This window comes from Pedobacter cryotolerans (assembly GCF_005116475.1).
Classification (GTDB): domain Bacteria; phylum Bacteroidota; class Bacteroidia; order Sphingobacteriales; family Sphingobacteriaceae; genus Pedobacter; species Pedobacter cryotolerans.
On sequence record NZ_SWBO01000003.1, the window covers coordinates 381,603 to 401,979 of the forward strand.

A 20,377-nucleotide genomic window follows, 5' to 3' on the forward strand; every position below is an offset into this window, starting at 1 on the left:
ATTAACCTAATAAAGGAAAATTTAAATAGAAGGTTGTTCCTTGGTTCTCTACAGAATTAAATTCAATGGTGCCGCCTGCGTTTTCAATTGCTTGTTTTACAAAAGCTAAACCTAAACCAGTACCTGATGATTTAGTGGTAAAGTTTGGAACAAATATTTTGTCTTTTAAATGATCGCTAATTCCTTTTCCATTGTCTTCTACCTCAACGTAAACGCGTTTATCGTCATTAATTATTTTAATTCTAACTACACATTTAGTCTTTCCTTCACTGGCTTCAATTGCATTTTTTAAAAGATTATTGAACGTTCGCAGCAGCTGATCCTTATCGCCCATAACCATAGCATTTTTGTTTGTACGGTTTAAAATATTGAGCTCAACATTTTCAGAAGAATTAAAAACAGCTATAGCCTGCTCAACAATTGGCACTAATGCTAAAGCTTCTAATTTTGTATCAGGCATTTTAGCAAAATTAGAAAACTCTGATGCGATGGTTGCTAAACTATCAATCTGTTCGATAAACGACTTATTAAAACTTGCAAATTTCTTCTCAAAATTAGGGTCATTTTCTTTCCATGATTTTTCTAAAAGTTGCACACCTAATTTAAGTGGTGTTAATGGATTTTTAATTTCGTGGGCAACTTGCTTAGCCATTTCTCGCCATGCACTTTCTCTCTCAGAACGAGCTAATTTTACAGCACTTAACTCTAAAGCGGCAATCATTTTATTATATTCTTTAACCAAGAGACCTATCTCATCTTGCCTATGCCAAACTATAGGCTGGTTCTTTTGACCGAGCTTTGTTCGCTTAATATTTTCTTGTATAAACGTAAGTGGACTTGTAATTTGATTAGCCAAAAACACAGCTAATACACCAATTAAAACAAATACAAGCGCATAAATATTAATTAAAGTATTGATAAAAAGCCCTATTTTATCATTATAATCGGCTTCATTTTCATAATATGGCAAACCGATATAAGCTACAGTTTGGTTTTGTGCATTACGTATTGGTGCATACGCTGCAGCATAAGTAAAATCGCCAATTTTTTCTGCGGTATTTAAAAATTCTGAACGTTGGAGCTTACTTAAATTAATATATGCCATTGGGCCCATCATTTTACCCAAAATACCATAATCGTACATTTTAGGTAATGATGTTAACAAGAGCTTTCCATCAATACTATAAAGATTTAAATAGGCTGCATTTACATCAGCAAACTGATTAAATTCGTAACCAGCTTTATCATCAAACCTTAAACCAGAGTTTAATATCTGCTTTTGATAAGATAGCTGTACCTTTCTAATTTTTTCTCTGATCGATTCTTTTTGCTGTTTTTGGTATTCATTTTTAATGTATGAAAAGGTTGTCCACCCAACAATTAATAACGTTGCTACAACAGACAATACAACAGAAAGTTGAATACGTGTTTTATATAAAATTTTATTGGCATTAATCATTAAATACCTGTTGATGTTAAACCAACCAGCCTTACTATCTTCTAAGTTTTTGGCAACCCATAAAATAACGTAAATTGTAATTCCGAATAATATAAAAACCAAAAAGAAAAACGATAGTGTAGCTAAACGTACTACATAAGGCATTTTTTCTTTGCTAATTACAATTAATTTTGAGTTATCATATTTCCTGATGGCATGACTATAACTGATGTTATTTGCTTCCTCATTTTCAAAAACAACGTCATTTAAAACCCCTTTAAATTGGTTTTCATTTACCATTGGGTAAGTAAACTTACCCGATTGACTATAGAGTTTATTGTTTTTATAAAAGGCTAAAGAATATTCACTAAAATCTTCATCACTCTTTAACTTTCCATCTATTAACAATTCTGGAAAGCGAGAATTATAATCATAAGATTGAGAGGTAAGTTCAATAATTAATGTACCCATATAATTCTCAGCATTAAAAACCGGAATTATACCAAAGTAATTTTGATAGCCAAAAGTATCGTTTATGCGATAAAAATAAGCAGTTTCTGCAGTTTTTATAGCGCCAGATTTTACGAGATCTTTGTATTTATTAATAGATAAAGAATTAACATCGCTTCTTAAACTTTCATCATTGGCATTGTATTCATACATTTTATATTCAAACCTCGATAAATAACCATCTAAATATTTTTTAGTGATGTAATTATGAAAACTTACCGTTTGAAGTGAGTTAGGGTTTTTAAAGTATTCGGCTACTAATGAATCTTTTGCTATACTGAGCTCAAAACTATTGATCGCATTAATAACCTTCGGATCGTCAGAATTTTCAAGTTTTAAAGCAATTGCCCTTCTCGTATTACGCTCTTTAATATCAATAAATTTGGTATACTTAAGCGAAGTTAAAAAAGCAATACACAAGAAAAGAATAGCGAATACGCCAATGGAAAACTGTCTTTTTTGAATGTAATTATTATAGCCTAAAACAAATATTAACAAGGCATATACTAAAAAGAAAACCGTAAAGTCATCCACCAGTTTATATACAAAACAAGCAGAAAGCAATGTTAAAAAGATAATTAATCGTTCCTTATTAGTTACATTTAATTGTTTACTTAGCTCTAAAAAAACATTGATGATTAGATAAAAAGCAAACCACGATAAGCACAATATTAATATACTAATCCAACTAATGTAACCAAGGTTAATGATATTGGTAATATCAAAATTGATTTTTGAATTATTGATAAGCCCGAAAAAGACTTCATCAATAATTAGCGCAATTAATGCCAAAAACAATAATACCACAATATGAAAGCTAAAAGCAAAAATTTTACTTTGCTGAAACCAATTTGAAAATGTGTATTCGAAACGATGGATATAGATAAAAAGTGAAATCCAAGTTATAGAAATAACATGTAAGAGTAAATCGCCTAGCGAAGGCAAAAATTCACTTTGTGCATAAATTGAAGGACTAAAAATATCTAACGTAAATTGGTGATTAAACCAAAAAAACTGTAAATCGGTTAATCTAAATGCGAAAAAGAATATCATTAGCACTACTGTACCTGCAACTAAAAAACCTTTTCGTGCCAAATAATTGGCGTAAGAATTTACGAATAGGCATATACAAAACAGCCCAATTACCCAAAGCCATACTTGTACTGTTGCATAAATGTTTTTAGAGAACTCATCGCTTAATTTAACTGCAAAAAGGTAATCTTTACTTAAATTAAATATTTCTTTTGTGTTTTTATCGGTAAATGCGGCTAAGTCTAAACTATTATTTGCAAAAAGCTCTGGAACAATACTATTTTTTAGGTATTGATTTTCGATACTAAATTGGGTTTTAACTGTAATTAAGAAGATAAAAATGTATTGATTATCTGTTTTTTTTATTACCTCATAAAATCCATTTGCTAATGGCTGAAAAGAAGACCCTTCCTTTAGCCTATTTACATTTTGAGGAAAACTTTTAATTGAGCTCCAAAACTGAAGTTCATCATTTTTATAAATCAATAAATTGATCCCGTTGTTACGGTAAGTATCTATAAAATTTAAGGCTAAAACACCGTTTGTATGGTAAGTTTTTAATTCATTTAACCGATCATTATTAGTTAAAAAGCCTTGAACGATGTTTTCTTTAACCGCTAAATTTTTCTGTAAACTTTGAGCTTCATGCAATAGGAGGTCGTTTTGGGTAATCGAATTGTTTAAAGACAATGCGGTAGCAATACAGCAAATGCCTAAAACCAATAACAAAAACCTTATTTTTCCTCCTACACTCAACTGAAAAAATTTTAATTTATAACGTTTACCGCTGCACTACTAGTTTGTACTTCTCTACTTACTTTTTTAACTAAACCTTGTAAAACATTGCCTGGTCCAACCTCAACAAAATCATTTCCTCCATCGGCAATCATGTTTGTAGCAGTTTGGGTCCATCTTACAGCGCCAGTTAATTGAGCTATTAAATTTTGCTTTATAACAGTAGTATCTGTAGTTGGCTGTGCATTTACATTTTGGTAAATTGGGCAAATTGGCGATGCAATATTTGTGGCCTCAATTGCTGCTTGTAGCTCTACTTTTGCTGGCTCCATTAACGGCGAATGGAAAGCGCCACCAACATTTAATTTAAGCGCTCTTTTTGCTCCTGCTGCGGTAAGTTTTTCACAAGCTTCATCAATACCCTCAATACTACCTGAAATTACCAACTGACCAGGGCAGTTATAATTTGCCGGAACAACTACTGCATCAATACCCGCACAAATTTCTTCTACTACCTCATCTGCTAAACCTAAAATTGCCGCCATGGTAGATGGTTGCAATTCACACGCTTTTTGCATCGCGTTAGCACGTGCTATTACTAATCTCAAACCGTCTTCAAATGATAAGGCATTTGCAGCAACTAAAGCAGAAAATTCGCCTAATGAATGTCCTGCAACCATATCTGGCTTAAAGTCATCGCCTAAAACTTTTGCTAAAATAACCGAATGCAAAAATATAGCTGGTTGAGTTACGTTTGTTTGCTTTAATTCTTCATCAGTACCACTAAACATGATATCGCTAATGCGGAAACCAATAATTTCATTCGCTTTTTCAAATAATTCTTTAGCCAATGGGTTTTCATAAAGATCTTTACCCATTCCTACAAATTGAGCTCCTTGGCCCGGAAAAATATATGCTTTCATACCCCTTAATCTCCGCCGCGGCGGGGAAATTTATATCTGTTAAAAATTTGTTCAATTATCCAAAGCCCCATTAGGGGTTTGGGTTTTTAGTGCAGATTTGCTGTGATTAACCTCAAAAACTCTGCTCTTGTTTTATCGTTACTTAAAAATCCGCCAGTAAAAGCAGAAGTGGTAGTAACCGAATTTTGTTTCTGCACACCACGCATAGCCATGCACAAATGCTTACATTCCATTACAACTGCTACACCTGTAGGTTGCAAGGTATTTTGTATGCAATCTCTAATTTCGTTTGTTAAGCGCTCTTGTACTTGTAGCCTGCGAGCAAAGGCATCAACTACCCTTGGTATTTTGCTCAAGCCTACAATTTGTCCTTTCGGGATGTAGGCAATATGAACCTTACCAAAAAATGGCAACATGTGGTGTTCGCACATCGAAAATACTTCGATATCTTTTACCACAACCATTTGGCTATAATCTTCTTCGAACATTGCAGAGCGAAGAATTTGAGCAGGATCTACATCATAACCATGTGTAAGATATTGCAATGCTTTGGCAACTCTTTCAGGAGTTTTCAACAACCCTTCACGCTCAGGATTTTCACCTAATTGTGTTAAAATATCTTTATAATGAGCAGCTACAGCAGTAACCTTTGATTCATCATAACTTTCAATTTTTTGGTAACCCAAAGCTTCCTCGTCGTGATTGTGTTTATCGTTTTCCATTAATTATACACGCTAAATACTGTTTTTTGTTAGCCTAAATATTCTACAAAATTATTTTCTGTTTCATAAAGTTTAATGCTATGCAAAGTTGCACCGCCTTCTTGTATCAATGGCATTAAAATATTCCAAATTGCAATGGCTAAATTCTCTGTAGATGCCAACTGATCTTTCATAAAATCAACATCTAAATTGAGGTTTCTATGGTCAATTTTATCAACTACATTTTCGTTTATTATTTTTTTAAGCCATTTTAAATCAACCAAAAATCCAGTTTCTGGATTAATTTCGCCTTTTACAGTTACATAAAGTTGATAGTTATGCCCATGCCAATTCGGATTAGCGCATTTACCGTAAACTGCTAAGTTTTGCTCATCGCTCCAATCCTTTCTGGCCAATTTATGAGCAGCATTAAAACTTTCTTTTCTCGTTATATAAATCATTGTTCAACAAATAAAAAACAAATATACAGATTAAGCATCAAGCAAAAAGCCTAATACAAAAAGGCAATCACATTTTATCGATCATTATTTTTAAATTAGCTGCATGAAAGTACTCATAGTGGCTGCAACGGCTAAAGAAGTAACTCTTTTTGATGAGCATTTTAACCTCAGTGCAAATGATTTTGTGCAGCACCAAAAATTTGACCTTTTAATTACCGGAGTAGGCATGACAGCCACTGCTTTTGCACTTGGCATACACTTAAAAAGTAATTATGATTTGGTTTTAAATGTTGGTATTGCTGGTTCTTTTAACCAAAACATCCCATTGGGAAGCTTAGTAAATGTAGTAAGTGATACTTTTGCAGAACTTGGCGCCGAAGATAACCATGCCTTTATAACCATTGATGACTTGGGATTTGGCAAAAGTATGTACCATGCAAGTTTTGATTACAATGAATTGCCAAAAGTTAGCTCCATTACTGTAAACAAAGTACATGGTAACCAACTAAGCATTTCAGAGCTGCAAAATAGATTAACCATACAAACAGAAAGTATGGAAGGTGCGGCTGTATTTTATGCCTGCGAGCAATTAAATATGCCTTGTTTACAAGTTAGGGCAATATCTAATTATGTAGAGCCGCGTAACAGAGAAACTTGGCAAATAGGTTTGGCAATAAAAAACTTAAATAATTGGTTAATTGATTTCGTTGAAACAATGGTTTAAAAATGACTAACCGAAAAACTTTTAACTTTATTTTTACCGCATGAAACTAACTCTTGGATTTTCGCCCTGCCCAAATGATACGTTTATATTCGATGCTTTAATTCATGGTAAAATTGATACCGAAGGCCTAACTTTTGATGTTTCTTTTGATGATGTAGAAACATTAAACCAAAAAGCGATGCGTGGAGATTTAGATATTACCAAATTGAGTTTCCATGCTTTTGCACATGTGGTAAATGAATATGCTTTATTAGATGCTGGAAGTGCTTTGGGCTTTGGTGTAGGTCCATTGTTAATTTGCAAGAAAGAGCATATAGATCGCATCAACTCAAATCTCAAATCTCAAATCTCAAATCTCAAAATTGCCATCCCAGGCAAATACACTACTGCAAATTTTTTATTGGGTGTAGCTTATCCGCAACTGCGGGATAAAAAAGAAATGGTATTTTCTGAAATTGAAGATGCACTTTTAAACGATGAAATTGATTTAGGCTTAATTATACACGAGAACAGATTTACTTATCAGGATAAAGGCTTACACAAAATAATGGATTTGGGTAGCTATTGGGAAAAATTAACCAACTGTGCCATCCCTTTGGGCGGGATAGTAATTAATAGAAACTTACCAATTGATGTACAGCAAAAAGTAAATAGTTTGCTAAAAAAATCAGTTGAATATGCTTTTGCAAATCCTAAATCTAGTATCGAATTTATTAAACAACATGCCCAAGAAATGGATGAGGCCGTGATGTACAAACACATAGAATTATATGTAAATCAGTACTCGATTAATTTGGGCCAAGAGGGTAAAAAAGCAATTGATACTTTATTTGATTTGGCAATGAAGAATAAAGTAATCCCTCAAATTACTAAAAATTTATATATCGATTAATTTATTGAGAGCAAGGTCCTTCGGGAATTTCTTTACTAATTTTAATCAACTTTGTTACTACCATTGTAGAATCGTAATCGGCGTTAATAGAGGTATCAGATTTTACGAAATGACATTCTGCTTCTATGTAAACCGGGGTATAAGGCTTTTCGAAACCTAAGTTATTGTAGGCTAGTTCTAAGGTTTTGGCGCTATCAGCCACCCAATATTCTTTATTTTCTATACAATCGGTAAAAGACTTAATTTCTGGACCAAAACTATATAATCCTTTTATAATAGTTGGTTTACTCTTCTCATCAACTTTTTTCTCATCACTGCATGAGTATAACAAAAAGATTGTTGCAAAGAAAGCGATAAATAGTTTTTTATAGGTATTCATGTCTTTATAGATCTTTATTTAAATGGTCTATCTTCTTTACGCTTAAATTTGATGCCAAAGCCGATGCAATGAAAGAAAAAATACTAACAGTTACAAAAACAAGTACAAAATCGTTTAGTTTAAACGCAATTGGATATGCGTTTGATACCAATAGATTTTCTTCTCCCATTTTAAAATAACCTGTACGCTGCTGAAACAAACAAAAAAGAAAGCCAAATAATAACCCAAATATACAGCCAGATAATGTAATCATCATTCCTTCTAATAAAAATATTTTTTTGATGAGTTTTTTGCCTGCTCCCAAACTATGCAAAATGGAAATATCTTTTAACTTATCAATCACCAACATGGTTAAAGAGCCTATAATGTTAAAAATTGCAATAATAAGTATGAAAGTTAAAATGATATAAACCATCCATTTTTCAGATCCTAAAACATTATAAAGTGCCTGATTTTGCTGCACTCTATCCTTCACAATAAATTGTTCTCCTAATTTTTCAGCAATCTCATTTTTTAGCTTTTCGGCATCAACCCCATCCTTTACATTTATTTCTATTGCAGTAACATTTTTCTCTTCAGTAAATAATTTTCGAGCAAATGATATAGGTACAATCATAATGTTATCGAACTCTTGTTGTACCTCAAATACCCCAGCAGGAGCAATATTTAGTACAGTAAAATCATCCATCGGATTAATAGAGCCAGCTTTAATATCCTTTTTTGGCGAATAAACTTGTAATTGTTCAAAAGGATCGGCTACATTAACACCTAAGTATGCTTGCAGTGCCGAACCAATAACTGCGTTTGCACCGCTTTTATTTTCGATTACAAAACTTCCATCAACCATAATGGTATCTAAACTTTTATTTTTTAAAAAGTCGTTACTTACACCTTTTATTAGCGCTGGTTGTTGTTTGTCATTATATCTTATCAGTGCATTTTCTGATAAAACTTCGGTAAATGAAGCCACCGATTTGTTGTTTTTTAGGGAAAGAAAATAAGTTGTATTCGGATCGAAAGATTTACCCTGTGCAGGAGCGATTAATATTTGTGGGGTAATGGTATTAAACATTTTTAACACCATCTCCTCAAACCCGTTAAACACCGAAAGGATAATAATTAACGCCGTGCTACCAACAAAAACACCCAATACAGATATTGCAGAGATGATATTGATGGCATTGGTAGATTTTTTTGCAAAAAGATACCTTTTGGCGATGTAGAATGCGGTGTTCACGCTGTAAAGATAAGGAAAAACGGTTAAGCTACTTTGACAAATTTGTAGGCTACTGGTTATTAATTTGTCAAAGTTATGATCTTGCTAACTTTGACAAACTCCAATCATAGTGCTTATAAAGTTTGTCAAAGTAGAATTAGGTTAAAAACGGATTATTCATTTTCTCGAAACCAATACTTGTTGATGGTCCATGACCAGGGAAAACTTCGCAGTCATCTGGCAATTGAAATACATTGTTCTTAATGCTATCAATGAGCTGCTGATGATTTCCACCAGGCAAATCGGTTCTGCCAATGCTGCGGTAAAACAATACATCACCACCAATTAAAAAGTTCTCATTTTTGGCATAAAAACACAAATGAGCAGGTGAATGACCAGGAGCAAAAATTAAGTCTAATTCGCTTTCTCCGAAACTTATTTTGCCTGTTTCTTCTAAAAATACTTCAGGCTCTGGCGAAAGCTCGTACTGCATACCCATTTGCGGTGCATAACTCGCAACAGATTGCAATACAGGTAATTCACCTTTATGAAATTGTGGCTTTAAACCCCATTGATCGAAAACAAATTTATTACCCAAAACATGATCGATATGGCAGTGCGTATTAAGCAATAAAACAGGCTTTAAATTTGTTTCTTTAACAAAGTTTACCAACTGATTTTGCTCAGCACCATCGTACATCCCCGGATCTATTATTACACAATCTCCAGTTTCATCAAATAAAACGTAAGTATTTTCTTGGTAAGGATTAAAAGTGAATTTCTTAAGGTTGATCATGTTGATGGTATATAATAATTGTGATATAAAAACTAATCTTTCCACCTAAAGGTTTCGATTAATTTATCGATATCTTGTTTAATGAATTTTACAACGGGTTGTATCGAATCGTATTGGGGGCGTTCGTTAAAATACAAAGCACCTCTAAAATAGTGTTTGGCGCTATCTGTTAAAAAAAATTGTACTGAAGAAGCTGTGTTTCCTTCTATCGTATAATAAACGCCATAAACTTTCCTATCGGGATAATTGATAAGCTTTTGATCAATCGCACTGGCTTTAACGGTATGTTTCATGGCCAATTCTCTTGCCAACTCGGTCATTTTGTTGTAGCCTTCGGCAGAAAAAACACCATGGTAAGTTAAATGCAACTGGCCATTAAATTGAGGAAAATTTAAATTATTCCAACAAGGTTGCGCATTTTTATCGTTATCTACCATCATTTTAGCATAGGTGGGGTACTCGAAAGTGAAAGGACAGTTAGCGTTATAAGTTTGATATTTCTTTTCTGGAAATTTAATCCTAAAATAACCTTTTGGTTTGGGTGTGTTTGTACTTTCGCCAGTGCAGGCTGCGAGCATTAAACTCAGTATGAATAGCGAAAAACAATACCTCATAGTTTATTTAATTTTGAAGGAGAGAATGACTGAATGATAGAATAGGCAAAACGCAATATTCAGTCGTTCTATAATTCAATTATTCTCTCATTTACCATCGTTCCAAATCTCCCAAGAGCGTTCGGCTTGTAAATATAACATCTCTAAACCGTTTTTAATTTTTCCGCCTTGCGCTTTAACCTTAGTTAAAAATGCAGTTTCTTCTGGGTTGTAAACCAAATCATAAGCTAAATGTTGCTCACCTATATGCTGATAAGGAATTACTGGGTAAGAATCTAAATTTGGCAACATACCCAATGGAGTGGTATTAATTAACAAAGTGTAATCCTTTAATATTTCTGCAGTTACTGCCGAATATAGGATGGCATCTGGTGCTGGATTGCGAACTACCGAAAGATAAGAAATTCTGAGTTGCGTAAGCACATATTTAACAGCTTTTGCAGCCCCACCATCTCCAAAAATTAATGCTTTTTTATGGTGATTTGCTAATAAAGGTTTTAATGATTCGGCAAAGCCATAAGCATCGGTATTATATCCCTTTAAAAAAGGTGTTTCTACTGTTTGGTTGATAGCTATGCAGTTCACAGCCCCAATTTCAGCAGCTGCTGCATCAACCTCATTTAAAAAAGGTAACACATTTACCTTGTGTGGTATGGTTACGTTTAAGCCACAAAGTGATGAATTGTTAGCAACCAGTTCTTTAATTTCATCGGCATGAACGATTGGATACAACTCGTATTTACAATCAGCTATTTGTTCATTTTCAAATTTCTCTGAAAAGAATTTTTTAGAAAATGAATGCGATAATGGAAAGCCAATTAATCCGAATGTTCTCATGTTTTATAAAAAAACCGCCGACTAAAGTCGACGGCAATATTTTTAGTTTGATGTCAGTCTGAGCGTAGTTGAAGACTTGTTTACTTAATTTAACTCAAAACTCCTTCGACTACACTCAGGATGACAATTATGATTTTAGAAAGAATTTAAACTTCTAAAAAGATTGCTTCGCTTTGCTCGCAATGACGAGTAGTTTAAAAATTATTTTCCTTTGTTTAAAAAATAATCAAAAGTATCGCCTCTTAAACCTAATCGAATGGTTTCTAAAGGAATAACTTCCGCAGGTGCGATATTACCTAAATTTACATTTGTACCAATTAGTTTAATAAACCAAACCTGTTGTTCCTTTTGTGGAGCTTCCCAAATAATGGTTTCTTCTGGTATTTGTGTTAAAATTTCATCAACTAAACCTTCTCTAACTTCTCCGGTACCACGGTATATGCCTACATTTCCACCCTCACGAGCTTCGGCAATTACTTTCCAAGAACCAGCCTCAAGCTCAGCTTTCATTAAAGCAATCCATTTATAGGGTGCAAAAATTTTAGCTGCATCTTTAGAACCCACTTCTGAGATTACTGTTACCTGTGATGAAAGTGTGCGAATATATTCACATTTTTTATCATGCTCGATATCCATCGAACCATCAGAAACTTCTGCATATTCCATCCCGAAATCTTCTAAAACTCTGCGGTAATCATCAAACTGATTTCTAATTGCAAATGCTTCGAAAAGTGTACCACCAAAATAAGTTGGTATACCTGCGCTACGGTAAAGCGCTAGTTTCTCTTTTAAATTTGGTGTAACAAATGATGTTGCCCAACCTAGCTTTACAATATCAGTGTGTACCCCTGCAACTTCTATAAAGTCTTCAACCTGTCTCAGACTTAGTCCTTTATCCATTACCATTGTTAAACCTTTTTCACGCGGCTTAACTGGGCGTTCTGGAATGTCATTTAATTTATAATTCATCTGGTTTTTTTAATATTTTCCATTTATAAAATGGAACCCAATGACAATTAATAGGTAATTGAGAAAGGGTAATTATTTGGTGCAAAGGTTATAAAAACTCTGCTCTTTTTAAATTTTAGTTTTAAACGCTATTTTTCGGCTATTTAATATACTTGTTAATTACATTGATTATTAATCCGTTATCTTGCAATTGAGGCAAATATTCGAATAAAATATAATGTTTATCGGGGTCGGTTACTAAAGCAGTTTCTAAATAAGCGAGCGCATCATTCGATTGGCCTAAGGCAAACAAATAAGCTACCATCCGATAATACAGCTCTGCTGCATCTGGATTATTTTTAATCGCATCAGCCATTGTTTCAGATGCTTCAAGTAACTTGCCTTGTTCGTACAAAACAGTCGAAAAATCTAACCAAGCTTCAATATCAAGCGGATTATATTCTAAAACTTTGTAATAAGCCTCAACCGATTCTTCTACTTGCCCTAGTTTATAGTAAGCATCAGCCATGGCAAACCAAAAATCTGGATTTTCTTCATCCAATTCTAAAGCTTTTTTATAGAAATGTAACGACTCGAAAAAGCGTTCTTCGTGATTTAATGTTACACCAATACCAAACCAAGCATCGGCCATTTTCGAATCCATTTTTACCGATTTTTTATAGTAAGAACGGGCTTCGTCCATTTTTTCTAACTTTTCGTAGCACTCACCAATGGCGCAATAAGTATCTGCATTAGGTGGTTCGTATTCAAAAGTTTGTTTGTAAACATCAATTGCTTCCTGATATTTATCTAATTGCACCAAAGCATTACCTTTGTTGTAATAAGCAGAGGCAAAATTTTCTTTAATTAAAATGGCATAATCGTAAGCATCTATTGCTTTTTCGAACAAATCTAACTTATGGAAAGAGTTGGCCAAGTTATACCAAGCTGCATAAGAATACGGATCATTATCAATATATTCTTGATAAAATTTAATGCTTTCTTCCTGTTTGTCTAAAATATCGTAACAAAAAGCAAGCTCATACAAGCCGTCTTTGTTTTCCATATTTTGCTCTAAGCTTCGCTTGATGTAAATTATTGCGGTTTCATAATCATGCATATTTTGATATACATAAGCCATTTGCAGCAAAATTTCGTCGGTAGTTTCTGCTAAATCTAAAGCTTTCTCAAAATTTTCTAAAGCTTCGGCATGGCGATCTAAGTTTTGGTAAATGTTACCACGCAACACATAAATATCAGCCTCTGAAGCCTCTAACATTTCGGCTTTTTCTAAGGCAACAAAAGCTTTATCAACCTGATTGGTAAATAATAAAAGTTGTGCTTGTTTAATTAAAAAAACCGCAGCATAAGGATGTTGATTTAAAGCGTATTCTACAACTTGTAATGCTTTAACGGGATCGTTCTTTTCTATGTAATTGTCAATAATGTACTCAAAAGCCTGGGCATCGAAAAAATATTGATCCTGATTGCGGATCATTTCTTCATAACGCTCTACACTATTTTGCGCATCATCATTAAAATCAAATTCAAATTCTTCTTCCATGTACTAAAAATTTAAAGAACAACCCTATTATTTTAAAATCATTATAATTTTAATTAAATAAAACCCGACTAACGAAAATAATTTTCAACATACAAACATCCCAATGGGATAATTAACTAGTAGTAAAAGTTTTAGGTATGTTAAATGAGAATGCCAATTAGGCTGGTTCGTCTATAGATTGTTGTTCTTTTTATTGTTTGCAAAAATAACATATATTTAGGTATAATTCAGTAAAAATCAAGTCATGAAACAATTCTATCTTTATTTTATTGCTATCATTTTATCAACAACTAATGTTTCTGCACAAAATTTAAATGAAGAAGAAGCGGTTAAGTCCACTATAAATTTATTGTTTGATGGAATGAGAAGTTCTGATACAACCATGTTGAAAAAGGCTTTTGCGGCAAACAATACCATGCAAACTATTGCTAAAACAAAAGAGGGTAAAGCTGTAGTAAGAACCGAAAGTTTAGCTAATTTTATTAAAAGTATTGGTACGCCGCATAGCGAAAAATACGATGAGCGGATTGTATTTACCAAAATTTTAATTGATGCTAATTTAGCTAGCGTTTGGACCGATTATAAGTTTTACGTAGGAGAGAAGTTTAGCCATTGTGGTGTAAACTCATTTCAGCTTTTTAAGGGTGATGATGGCTGGAAGATTATTTATTTGATTGACACCAGAAGGAAAGATAATTGTAATTAACCTATTAATATTGGATTAATCTAAAAAAATTGTTTTTTGGCACATCATCCTGTATGCAGTCCAGATGCTGAAATAAATTCAGCAGGACGACACGACTAAGGCTCGGTTGCTAATACCAGTACAATTTAATAAATTGGCTTTACTCCTTAATTTTTTGTTGTTTTGTAACAACCGATTTAAATCATAAAATCTTCGTATGAAAACAAATATCAGCGCCGTTTTAAAGCAGTTAGGCATCCACGACATTAATCAAGCATACAGTACAGGCAGTAATTGGGGTAAAACCAATAACGAAACAATCATCGAAAGTAATTCTCCTGTTGATGGAAAAAAGATTGCAGCTGTGCAGGTAGCGTCTAAAAAAGATTATGATGTTGTGGTAGAAACAGCGCAAAAAGCATTTTTAGAATGGCGAAAAGTTCCGGCTCCAAAACGTGGCGAAATGGTGCGTCAATTTGGTGAAGCGTTACGTGAAAACAAAGAAGCCTTGGGCACTTTAGTTTCTTATGAAATGGGCAAAAGCTTACAAGAAGGTTTTGGAGAAGTACAAGAGATGATTGATATCTGCGATTTTGCAGTAGGCTTATCTCGTCAGTTGTATGGCTTAACTATGCATAGCGAAAGACCAAATCATAGAATGTATGAGCAATGGCATCCAATAGGAATAATAGCAATTATCTCTGCATTTAATTTCCCGGTTGCAGTTTGGGCATGGAATACGGCTTTAGCTTGGGTGTGCGGCAATGTTTGCATCTGGAAACCATCAGAAAAAACACCATTAACAGCAATTGCTTGTCAACATATTATTGAAAAAGTTTTAAAAGCCAATGAAGTACCCGAAGGTGTTTGTAATTTGATTATTGGTGATAGGGTAATTGGTGAATTGATGAGTAATGATACTCGTGTGCCTTTGGTTTCTGCAACAGGCTCAACAAGAATGGGTAAAGCAGTTAGTGCTGCAGTTGGCGCTCGTTTAGGCAAAAGTTTATTAGAATTAGGAGGTAATAATGCCATCATCATTTCAAAAGATGCCGATTTAGATATGTCAATTATTGGTGCTGTTTTTGGCGCTGTGGGTACTGCTGGTCAACGCTGCACTACAACAAGACGATTGATTATCCACGAAAGTGTTTACGATAATTTTGTGTCCAAACTGGTTAAAGCTTACGGACAATTGAGAATTGGAGATCCGTTAGACCAGAACAACCATGTTGGCCCATTAATTGATCAAGATGCGGTTGCCAGTTATTTAGATTCGATAGAAAAATGCAAAGCCGAAGGCGGGAAATTTGTAGTAGAAGGTGGTGTGTTAACTGGCGATGAATATTCATCTGGTTGTTATGTAAAGCCATGCATTGCAGAAGTTAAAAACGATTATAAAATTGTACAGCATGAAACTTTTGCACCGATTTTATACTTAATTAAATATACAGAATTAGATGAAGCTATCGCACTGCAAAATGGTGTTCCGCAAGGTTTATCATCTGCAATTATGACTTTAAATTTGAGAGAAGCCGAGCAGTTTTTATCTGCCCAAGGTTCTGATTGCGGCATTGCTAATGTAAACATCGGCACATCTGGAGCAGAAATTGGTGGTGCTTTTGGTGGCGAAAAAGAAACAGGTGGTGGTAGAGAAAGTGGTTCTGATGCGTGGAAAGTTTACATGCGCAGACAAACGAATACCATTAATTACGCAAATACTTTGCCTTTAGCGCAAGGGATAAAGTTTGATTTGTAAAAACAAATTGTCATTCCGAACTAGTGAGGAATCTCAGCAAAGAATTACAAAATAGATTCTTCGCTGCGCTCTGAATGACAAACCTTAATATAAAAATAGCGCCGAAATTAATTTCGGCGCTATTTGTTTTATATATATGATAGAGTTATAATTTTTGCTTTGGTCTTTAAGCTTACTTAGCCAAATCATCAGCGTAACCAATACTTTCTAAAGTTACTTTTTTAACTGGTGTAGTTTTCGCATAAACTGGTGCAATACTATTTACACTAGAGCAATCTGCTTTAAATTGAGCTAAATTTAAGTTAGCATTAGCACCCATGCTAGCATATAAATCTGTGGTGTATCCGCTTAAGTTTAAAATTGCATTGTCTTTTACAACTGTAGTTAAGTTTACTGTATTTGTATTCAAATCAGCTTTTGCTTTACCTGTTAAAACAACATCTAAGCTTAAGAAATTTACTTTTCCTAAAGTTGTTACAGTTGCATTATCTGCTGCTTCAATACTAGAAAGATTACGCACATAAACTGCAACAGTTAGAGTTTCTTTTTGAAAAGAACTAATGCGCAATACGCCATCTTGTTGTTGCACTAAAGCGTTTTTAGCATAGTAGCTGTCGTAAACTTTAACGCTCTCAACTGTAGCTTGTACCAAGATGATTTCAACATTACCTTTTACTTCAATTTTGCTAATGTTTTTTACTTGATTTAATATTGTTACTTGGTTAGATTTTACATCAGTGGCTGCAAATGCTGAACTTGTTAAAACTAAACTGGTTAATGCTACTGCGAATAGGTTTTTAATAGAGGTTTTCATGATCTTTAATTTTTTATGTGATTGTTAATCTGTTATTTATATTTTGTTTTTCTGCAAGCAACTTGCTGGCAGGTTTCGTATATAAGACTATATCACATTAAAAAAGTTGCAGCAGAATTGGCTGTTTTAGACCACGTGCAAGTTACCCACGACCAACGGCTGTAATTATTCGACGAACGGGGTGTAGAAATTGGTTCACTGGTTCACTGGTTCATTCGATTAATTAGTAAGCCTATTTGGTTTTCCATCATACTTAATGAACGATTGAACCAATGAACTAATAAAATATTCTTGCAGTGTTTGAACACTCAACAAAATACTGTAAGTTTAGAAATTTTTAGATGCTTAGCTTGTCTTTCTTTTAGCCCTTAACCAATGTTACGTGTAAACAGTTCATCCCCTTGCAAAATTGTATACTCTTTGTGCAAACATGAGTTTTTAGGCTATTTAATTGAACCTCATATTGTTCAACTAAATCCGCAGGGCGATTTCTCTTTAACTTACCAACGTTTATTTACGCATACTGCCAAAGAATTTGCCAAGCATTTAACAGATGTTGATTTTAAACTCATCAAGATATTAGATGAGATGGAGCAAGATTACATCATTAAAAAATACCATAAAAAAGCCATCAGACCTTTTGAATTTTTTAGCAAGTTTTTTGATGATAAATTTTATGAAAATGTTCGCCCTAAGATTGAAAAAAAGCTAACCGAAGTTTTAGAAATCTTAAAAGAAAAAGATGGGCTTTATTTAATGGATAAAGATGGTTGGCCTGCAGAGCGAAAGCTAGAATTAGCTACCGAACCGGCGACTGTACTTTTCCATTTTAGAAGAAATGAAACTGAAACCCGGTATTTCCCAACCATCAAATATCAAGGTTTACGCATCGATTTTATGTTTAAAGAGGCACAAGTTGTTTGTAATCAGCCTGCTTGGCTATTGTTAAATGATGTGCTCTATTTTTTCGAACAAGGTGTTGAAGGAAAAAAATTCATTCCGTTTTTAAATAAAAGGTTTATCGCTATACCAAAAGCTACAGAAGAAACTTATTTCGAAAAATTTGTAGCACCGCTGATAGAAAAACACCACGTTTATGCAGAGGGTTTCGAGATTAAAACAGAGAAACACGAAGCAACTCCAGTAATTAAGGTAATTTACGTTGATGGTGGCATTTCGCAAATTCAGTTATACTTTAAATATGGGCAATACGCTTTTGCCATGGGTAATGAAAATAAAGTTACTGTTCGCTTAAGTAAAGATGAAGACAATTACACTTTTACCCGCATCAAAAGAAATAGCGATTGGGAGAAAGAGAAATTCAACTTCCTGCAAGGTTTAGGTTTAAAGAAAATTTCAGCAATTTTTCATCATTTAGAATTGCCAAACTTAAGCGAAAATGATAACCCATCTTATGCCATTTTAAATTGGGTAAATGAACATATTGAAGTGTTGCAAGGGCAAGGATTTGAAATTGAACAAGCCAGCAGTAGCAAACGCTTTGTTTTTGGCGCCAATAAAATTGATTTCGAAATTAAGGAAGATAATGATTGGTTTGATATCAATGCGATCGTTTATTTCGGCATCCATCCTATTCCTTTTATCGCTTTAAAACAACATATCCTCCATAAAAAAAGAGAATTTGTTTTGCCAGATGGCGATATTGCAATTATCCCCGAAAAATGGTTTACGCAATACAGTAGCATATTTAGCTTGGCCGATGGTACTAAAAACCTCAAGCTTAAAAAACACCATATTGGTTTAATTAACGATTTAGCAGAAGATAGTTTAGCCAACGTTACATTAGATAGAAAACTACAACGATTAAACGATTTTGAAGACATTGCAGACACAGCAATGCCTATAAATTTTAAAGGAGATTTACGCCATTACCAAAAAGCGGGTTACAATTGGTTTAGTTTTTTGCGTGAGTATAATTTTGGTGGCTGCTTGGCAGATGATATGGGTTTGGGTAAAACCATACAAACATTGGCCATGTTGCAAAAATTAAAAGAAGAAGATGAGCAAAATGCAACACACAGCACATCGCTGATTATAATGCCAACCTCTTTAATTTACAACTGGTTAAATGAAGCTAAAAAGTTTACGCCAAAACTTAAAATCCATTCGCATACGGGCACATTTAGAAACAAGGATATTAGTCTTTTTGATAAGTACGATGTAGTAATTACCACTTATGGCGTTACAAGAGTTGATGCAGAAATCATCAGTAAATTTTATTTTAACTATATTATTTTAGACGAAAGTCAGAACATTAAAAATCCTTCATCAAAATCTTTTAAAGCAGTAAGAATGCTTAAATCTCGTCATAAATTAGTTTTAAGTGGCACGCCAGTAGAAAACTCTGTTGGCGATTTATGGACGCAATTAACTTTCTTAAACCCGGGTTTATTGGGCACACAATCATTTTTTAATGATGAATATGTACAAGCTATAGAGAAACGTAAAGACGAAGAAAAAGCCAAAAAACTACAAGCCATTATCAAACCTTTCGTGTTACGTAGAACGAAAGAGCAAGTTGCGGCTGAATTACCGCCAAAAACCGAGCAGATTTATTACTGCGACATGAGTGAAGACCAAGCTGCAGAATACGAAAAGATTAAATCGGCTTATCGAAATGATTTGATGAAAGAGATGGAAAATGGTGGATTAGCAAAAAAGCAAGTTCAGCTTTTGCAAGGTTTAACTGCATTGAGGCAATTGGCAAATCACCCTGTGATGATAGATGAAAATTACGCATCAGACTCTGGGAAATTTGAAAACGTGATGCACACTTTAGATAGCGTTTTAAAAGGCGGACATAAAGTTTTGATCTTTTCTCAATTTGTAAAACATTTAAGCATATTTAAAGATAGTTTAACCCAACAAAATATTCCATTTGCTTACTTAGATGGCGGCACTAAAAACCGCGGCGAAATTGTAGCCGAGTTTCAGGAAAATAAAGACCTGAAAGTTTTTTTAATTTCTATAAAAGCTGGTGGAGTTGGTTTAAACTTAACCCAAGCAGATTATGTGTTTATTTTAGATCCATGGTGGAACCCTGCCGTTGAGCAACAAGCAATTGATAGAACGCATAGAATTGGTCAGGATAAGAAAGTTTTCATCTATAAATTTATTTCAAAAGATACTGTTGAAGAAAAAATTTTGGCTTTACAAAGGCGTAAAAAATCGTTGGCAAACTCATTAATTACTACCGAAGAAAGTTTCTTTAAATCGCTAAGTAAAGATGATATTAGGGAGTTGTTGAATTAACCCCTAAATCCCCTAAAGGGGACTTGTCTTTCTATCGTTCATGTGATGTGCAATATGCAAAAGTCCCATTTAGGGG

At 33.8% G+C, this 20,377-nt stretch carries 17 protein-coding genes; 5 read left to right on the forward strand and 12 right to left on the reverse strand.

The features are described from left to right. Position 1 precedes the first annotated feature (1 nt). The 4 genes from FA045_RS07235 to FA045_RS07250 all read right to left on the reverse strand — a co-directional run bounded on the left by FA045_RS07235 (position 2) and on the right by FA045_RS07250 (position 5,800). A complete protein-coding gene (locus FA045_RS07235; RefSeq protein WP_225871298.1) occupies positions 2-3,736 on the reverse strand; it encodes a sensor histidine kinase in 3,735 nt (1,244 codons plus the stop codon). A gap of 11 nt (positions 3,737-3,747) precedes the next feature. Further along, the gene (gene fabD / locus FA045_RS07240; RefSeq protein ID WP_136875973.1) at positions 3,748-4,638 is read right to left on the reverse strand and encodes an ACP S-malonyltransferase; all 891 of its coding nucleotides are present in this window, start codon (positions 4,636-4,638) and stop codon (positions 3,748-3,750) included. Between the two features lie 86 nt (positions 4,639-4,724). Further along, positions 4,725-5,360 (reverse strand): GTP cyclohydrolase I FolE, encoded by a 636-nt coding sequence (folE, locus tag FA045_RS07245; protein ID WP_136875975.1) that lies wholly within the window; start codon positions 5,358-5,360, stop codon positions 4,725-4,727. A gap of 29 nt (positions 5,361-5,389) precedes the next feature. Then, positions 5,390-5,800: a 6-pyruvoyl trahydropterin synthase family protein gene (locus tag FA045_RS07250; RefSeq protein ID WP_136875977.1), complete on the reverse strand. Its 411-nt coding sequence runs from the start codon at positions 5,798-5,800 to the stop codon at positions 5,390-5,392. A gap of 103 nt (positions 5,801-5,903) precedes the next feature. Between FA045_RS07250 and mqnB the strand changes: the two genes are divergently transcribed. Both mqnB and FA045_RS07260 read left to right on the forward strand, forming a co-directional pair. After that, positions 5,904-6,524, forward strand: a complete 621-nt coding sequence (mqnB, locus tag FA045_RS07255) for a futalosine hydrolase (RefSeq protein ID WP_136875979.1) — start codon at positions 5,904-5,906, stop codon at positions 6,522-6,524. Between the two features lie 40 nt (positions 6,525-6,564). Next, a complete protein-coding gene (locus FA045_RS07260; RefSeq protein ID WP_136875981.1) occupies positions 6,565-7,416 on the forward strand; it encodes a menaquinone biosynthesis family protein in 852 nt (283 codons plus the stop codon). Between the two features lies 1 nt (position 7,417). Here FA045_RS07260 and FA045_RS07265 read toward each other — a convergent pair whose 3' ends face one another. From FA045_RS07265 to FA045_RS07295, 7 genes are all read right to left on the reverse strand, one after another. Continuing rightward, complete coding sequence (locus FA045_RS07265; RefSeq protein ID WP_136875983.1) at positions 7,418-7,795, reverse strand: hypothetical protein; 378 nt, start codon at positions 7,793-7,795, stop codon at positions 7,418-7,420. A 4-nt stretch (positions 7,796-7,799) separates the two neighbouring features. Then, positions 7,800-9,032 (reverse strand): ABC transporter permease, encoded by a 1,233-nt coding sequence (locus tag FA045_RS07270; protein ID WP_136875985.1) that lies wholly within the window; start codon positions 9,030-9,032, stop codon positions 7,800-7,802. Between the two features lie 136 nt (positions 9,033-9,168). Further along, complete coding sequence (locus FA045_RS07275; RefSeq protein WP_136875987.1) at positions 9,169-9,807, reverse strand: MBL fold metallo-hydrolase; 639 nt, start codon at positions 9,805-9,807, stop codon at positions 9,169-9,171. Between the two features lie 32 nt (positions 9,808-9,839). Then, complete coding sequence (gldD, locus tag FA045_RS07280) at positions 9,840-10,421, reverse strand: gliding motility lipoprotein GldD (RefSeq protein WP_136875989.1); 582 nt, start codon at positions 10,419-10,421, stop codon at positions 9,840-9,842. 87 nt (positions 10,422-10,508) lie between these two features. Further along, on the reverse strand, positions 10,509-11,258 hold the full coding sequence (locus FA045_RS07285) for a shikimate dehydrogenase family protein (protein ID WP_136875991.1): 750 nt from the start codon (positions 11,256-11,258) through the stop codon (positions 10,509-10,511). A 201-nt stretch (positions 11,259-11,459) separates the two neighbouring features. Continuing rightward, the gene (locus tag FA045_RS07290; RefSeq protein WP_136875993.1) at positions 11,460-12,227 is read right to left on the reverse strand and encodes a phosphosulfolactate synthase; all 768 of its coding nucleotides are present in this window, start codon (positions 12,225-12,227) and stop codon (positions 11,460-11,462) included. Positions 12,228-12,366: 139 nt separating this feature from the next. Beyond that, positions 12,367-13,770, reverse strand: coding sequence for a tetratricopeptide repeat protein (locus FA045_RS07295; RefSeq protein WP_136875995.1), 1,404 nt, complete (start codon positions 13,768-13,770; stop codon positions 12,367-12,369). 244 nt (positions 13,771-14,014) lie between these two features. On the opposite strand from FA045_RS07295, the gene FA045_RS07300 reads away from it, so the two are divergent. Both FA045_RS07300 and amaB read left to right on the forward strand, forming a co-directional pair. Continuing rightward, positions 14,015-14,476 (forward strand): nuclear transport factor 2 family protein, encoded by a 462-nt coding sequence (locus FA045_RS07300; protein ID WP_136875997.1) that lies wholly within the window; start codon positions 14,015-14,017, stop codon positions 14,474-14,476. Positions 14,477-14,672: 196 nt separating this feature from the next. Further along, the gene (amaB, locus tag FA045_RS07305) at positions 14,673-16,214 is read left to right on the forward strand and encodes an L-piperidine-6-carboxylate dehydrogenase (protein ID WP_136875999.1); all 1,542 of its coding nucleotides are present in this window, start codon (positions 14,673-14,675) and stop codon (positions 16,212-16,214) included. A 172-nt stretch (positions 16,215-16,386) separates the two neighbouring features. Here amaB and FA045_RS07310 read toward each other — a convergent pair whose 3' ends face one another. Continuing rightward, complete coding sequence (locus tag FA045_RS07310) at positions 16,387-17,028, reverse strand: GIN domain-containing protein (protein ID WP_136876001.1); 642 nt, start codon at positions 17,026-17,028, stop codon at positions 16,387-16,389. Between the two features lie 375 nt (positions 17,029-17,403). Between FA045_RS07310 and FA045_RS07315 the strand changes: the two genes are divergently transcribed. After that, positions 17,404-20,301 carry a DEAD/DEAH box helicase gene (locus tag FA045_RS07315; protein WP_136876003.1) on the forward strand — a complete coding sequence of 966 codons (2,898 nt, stop codon included), beginning with the start codon at positions 17,404-17,406 and terminating at the stop codon, positions 20,299-20,301. The last annotated feature ends 76 nt before the right edge of the window (positions 20,302-20,377 follow it).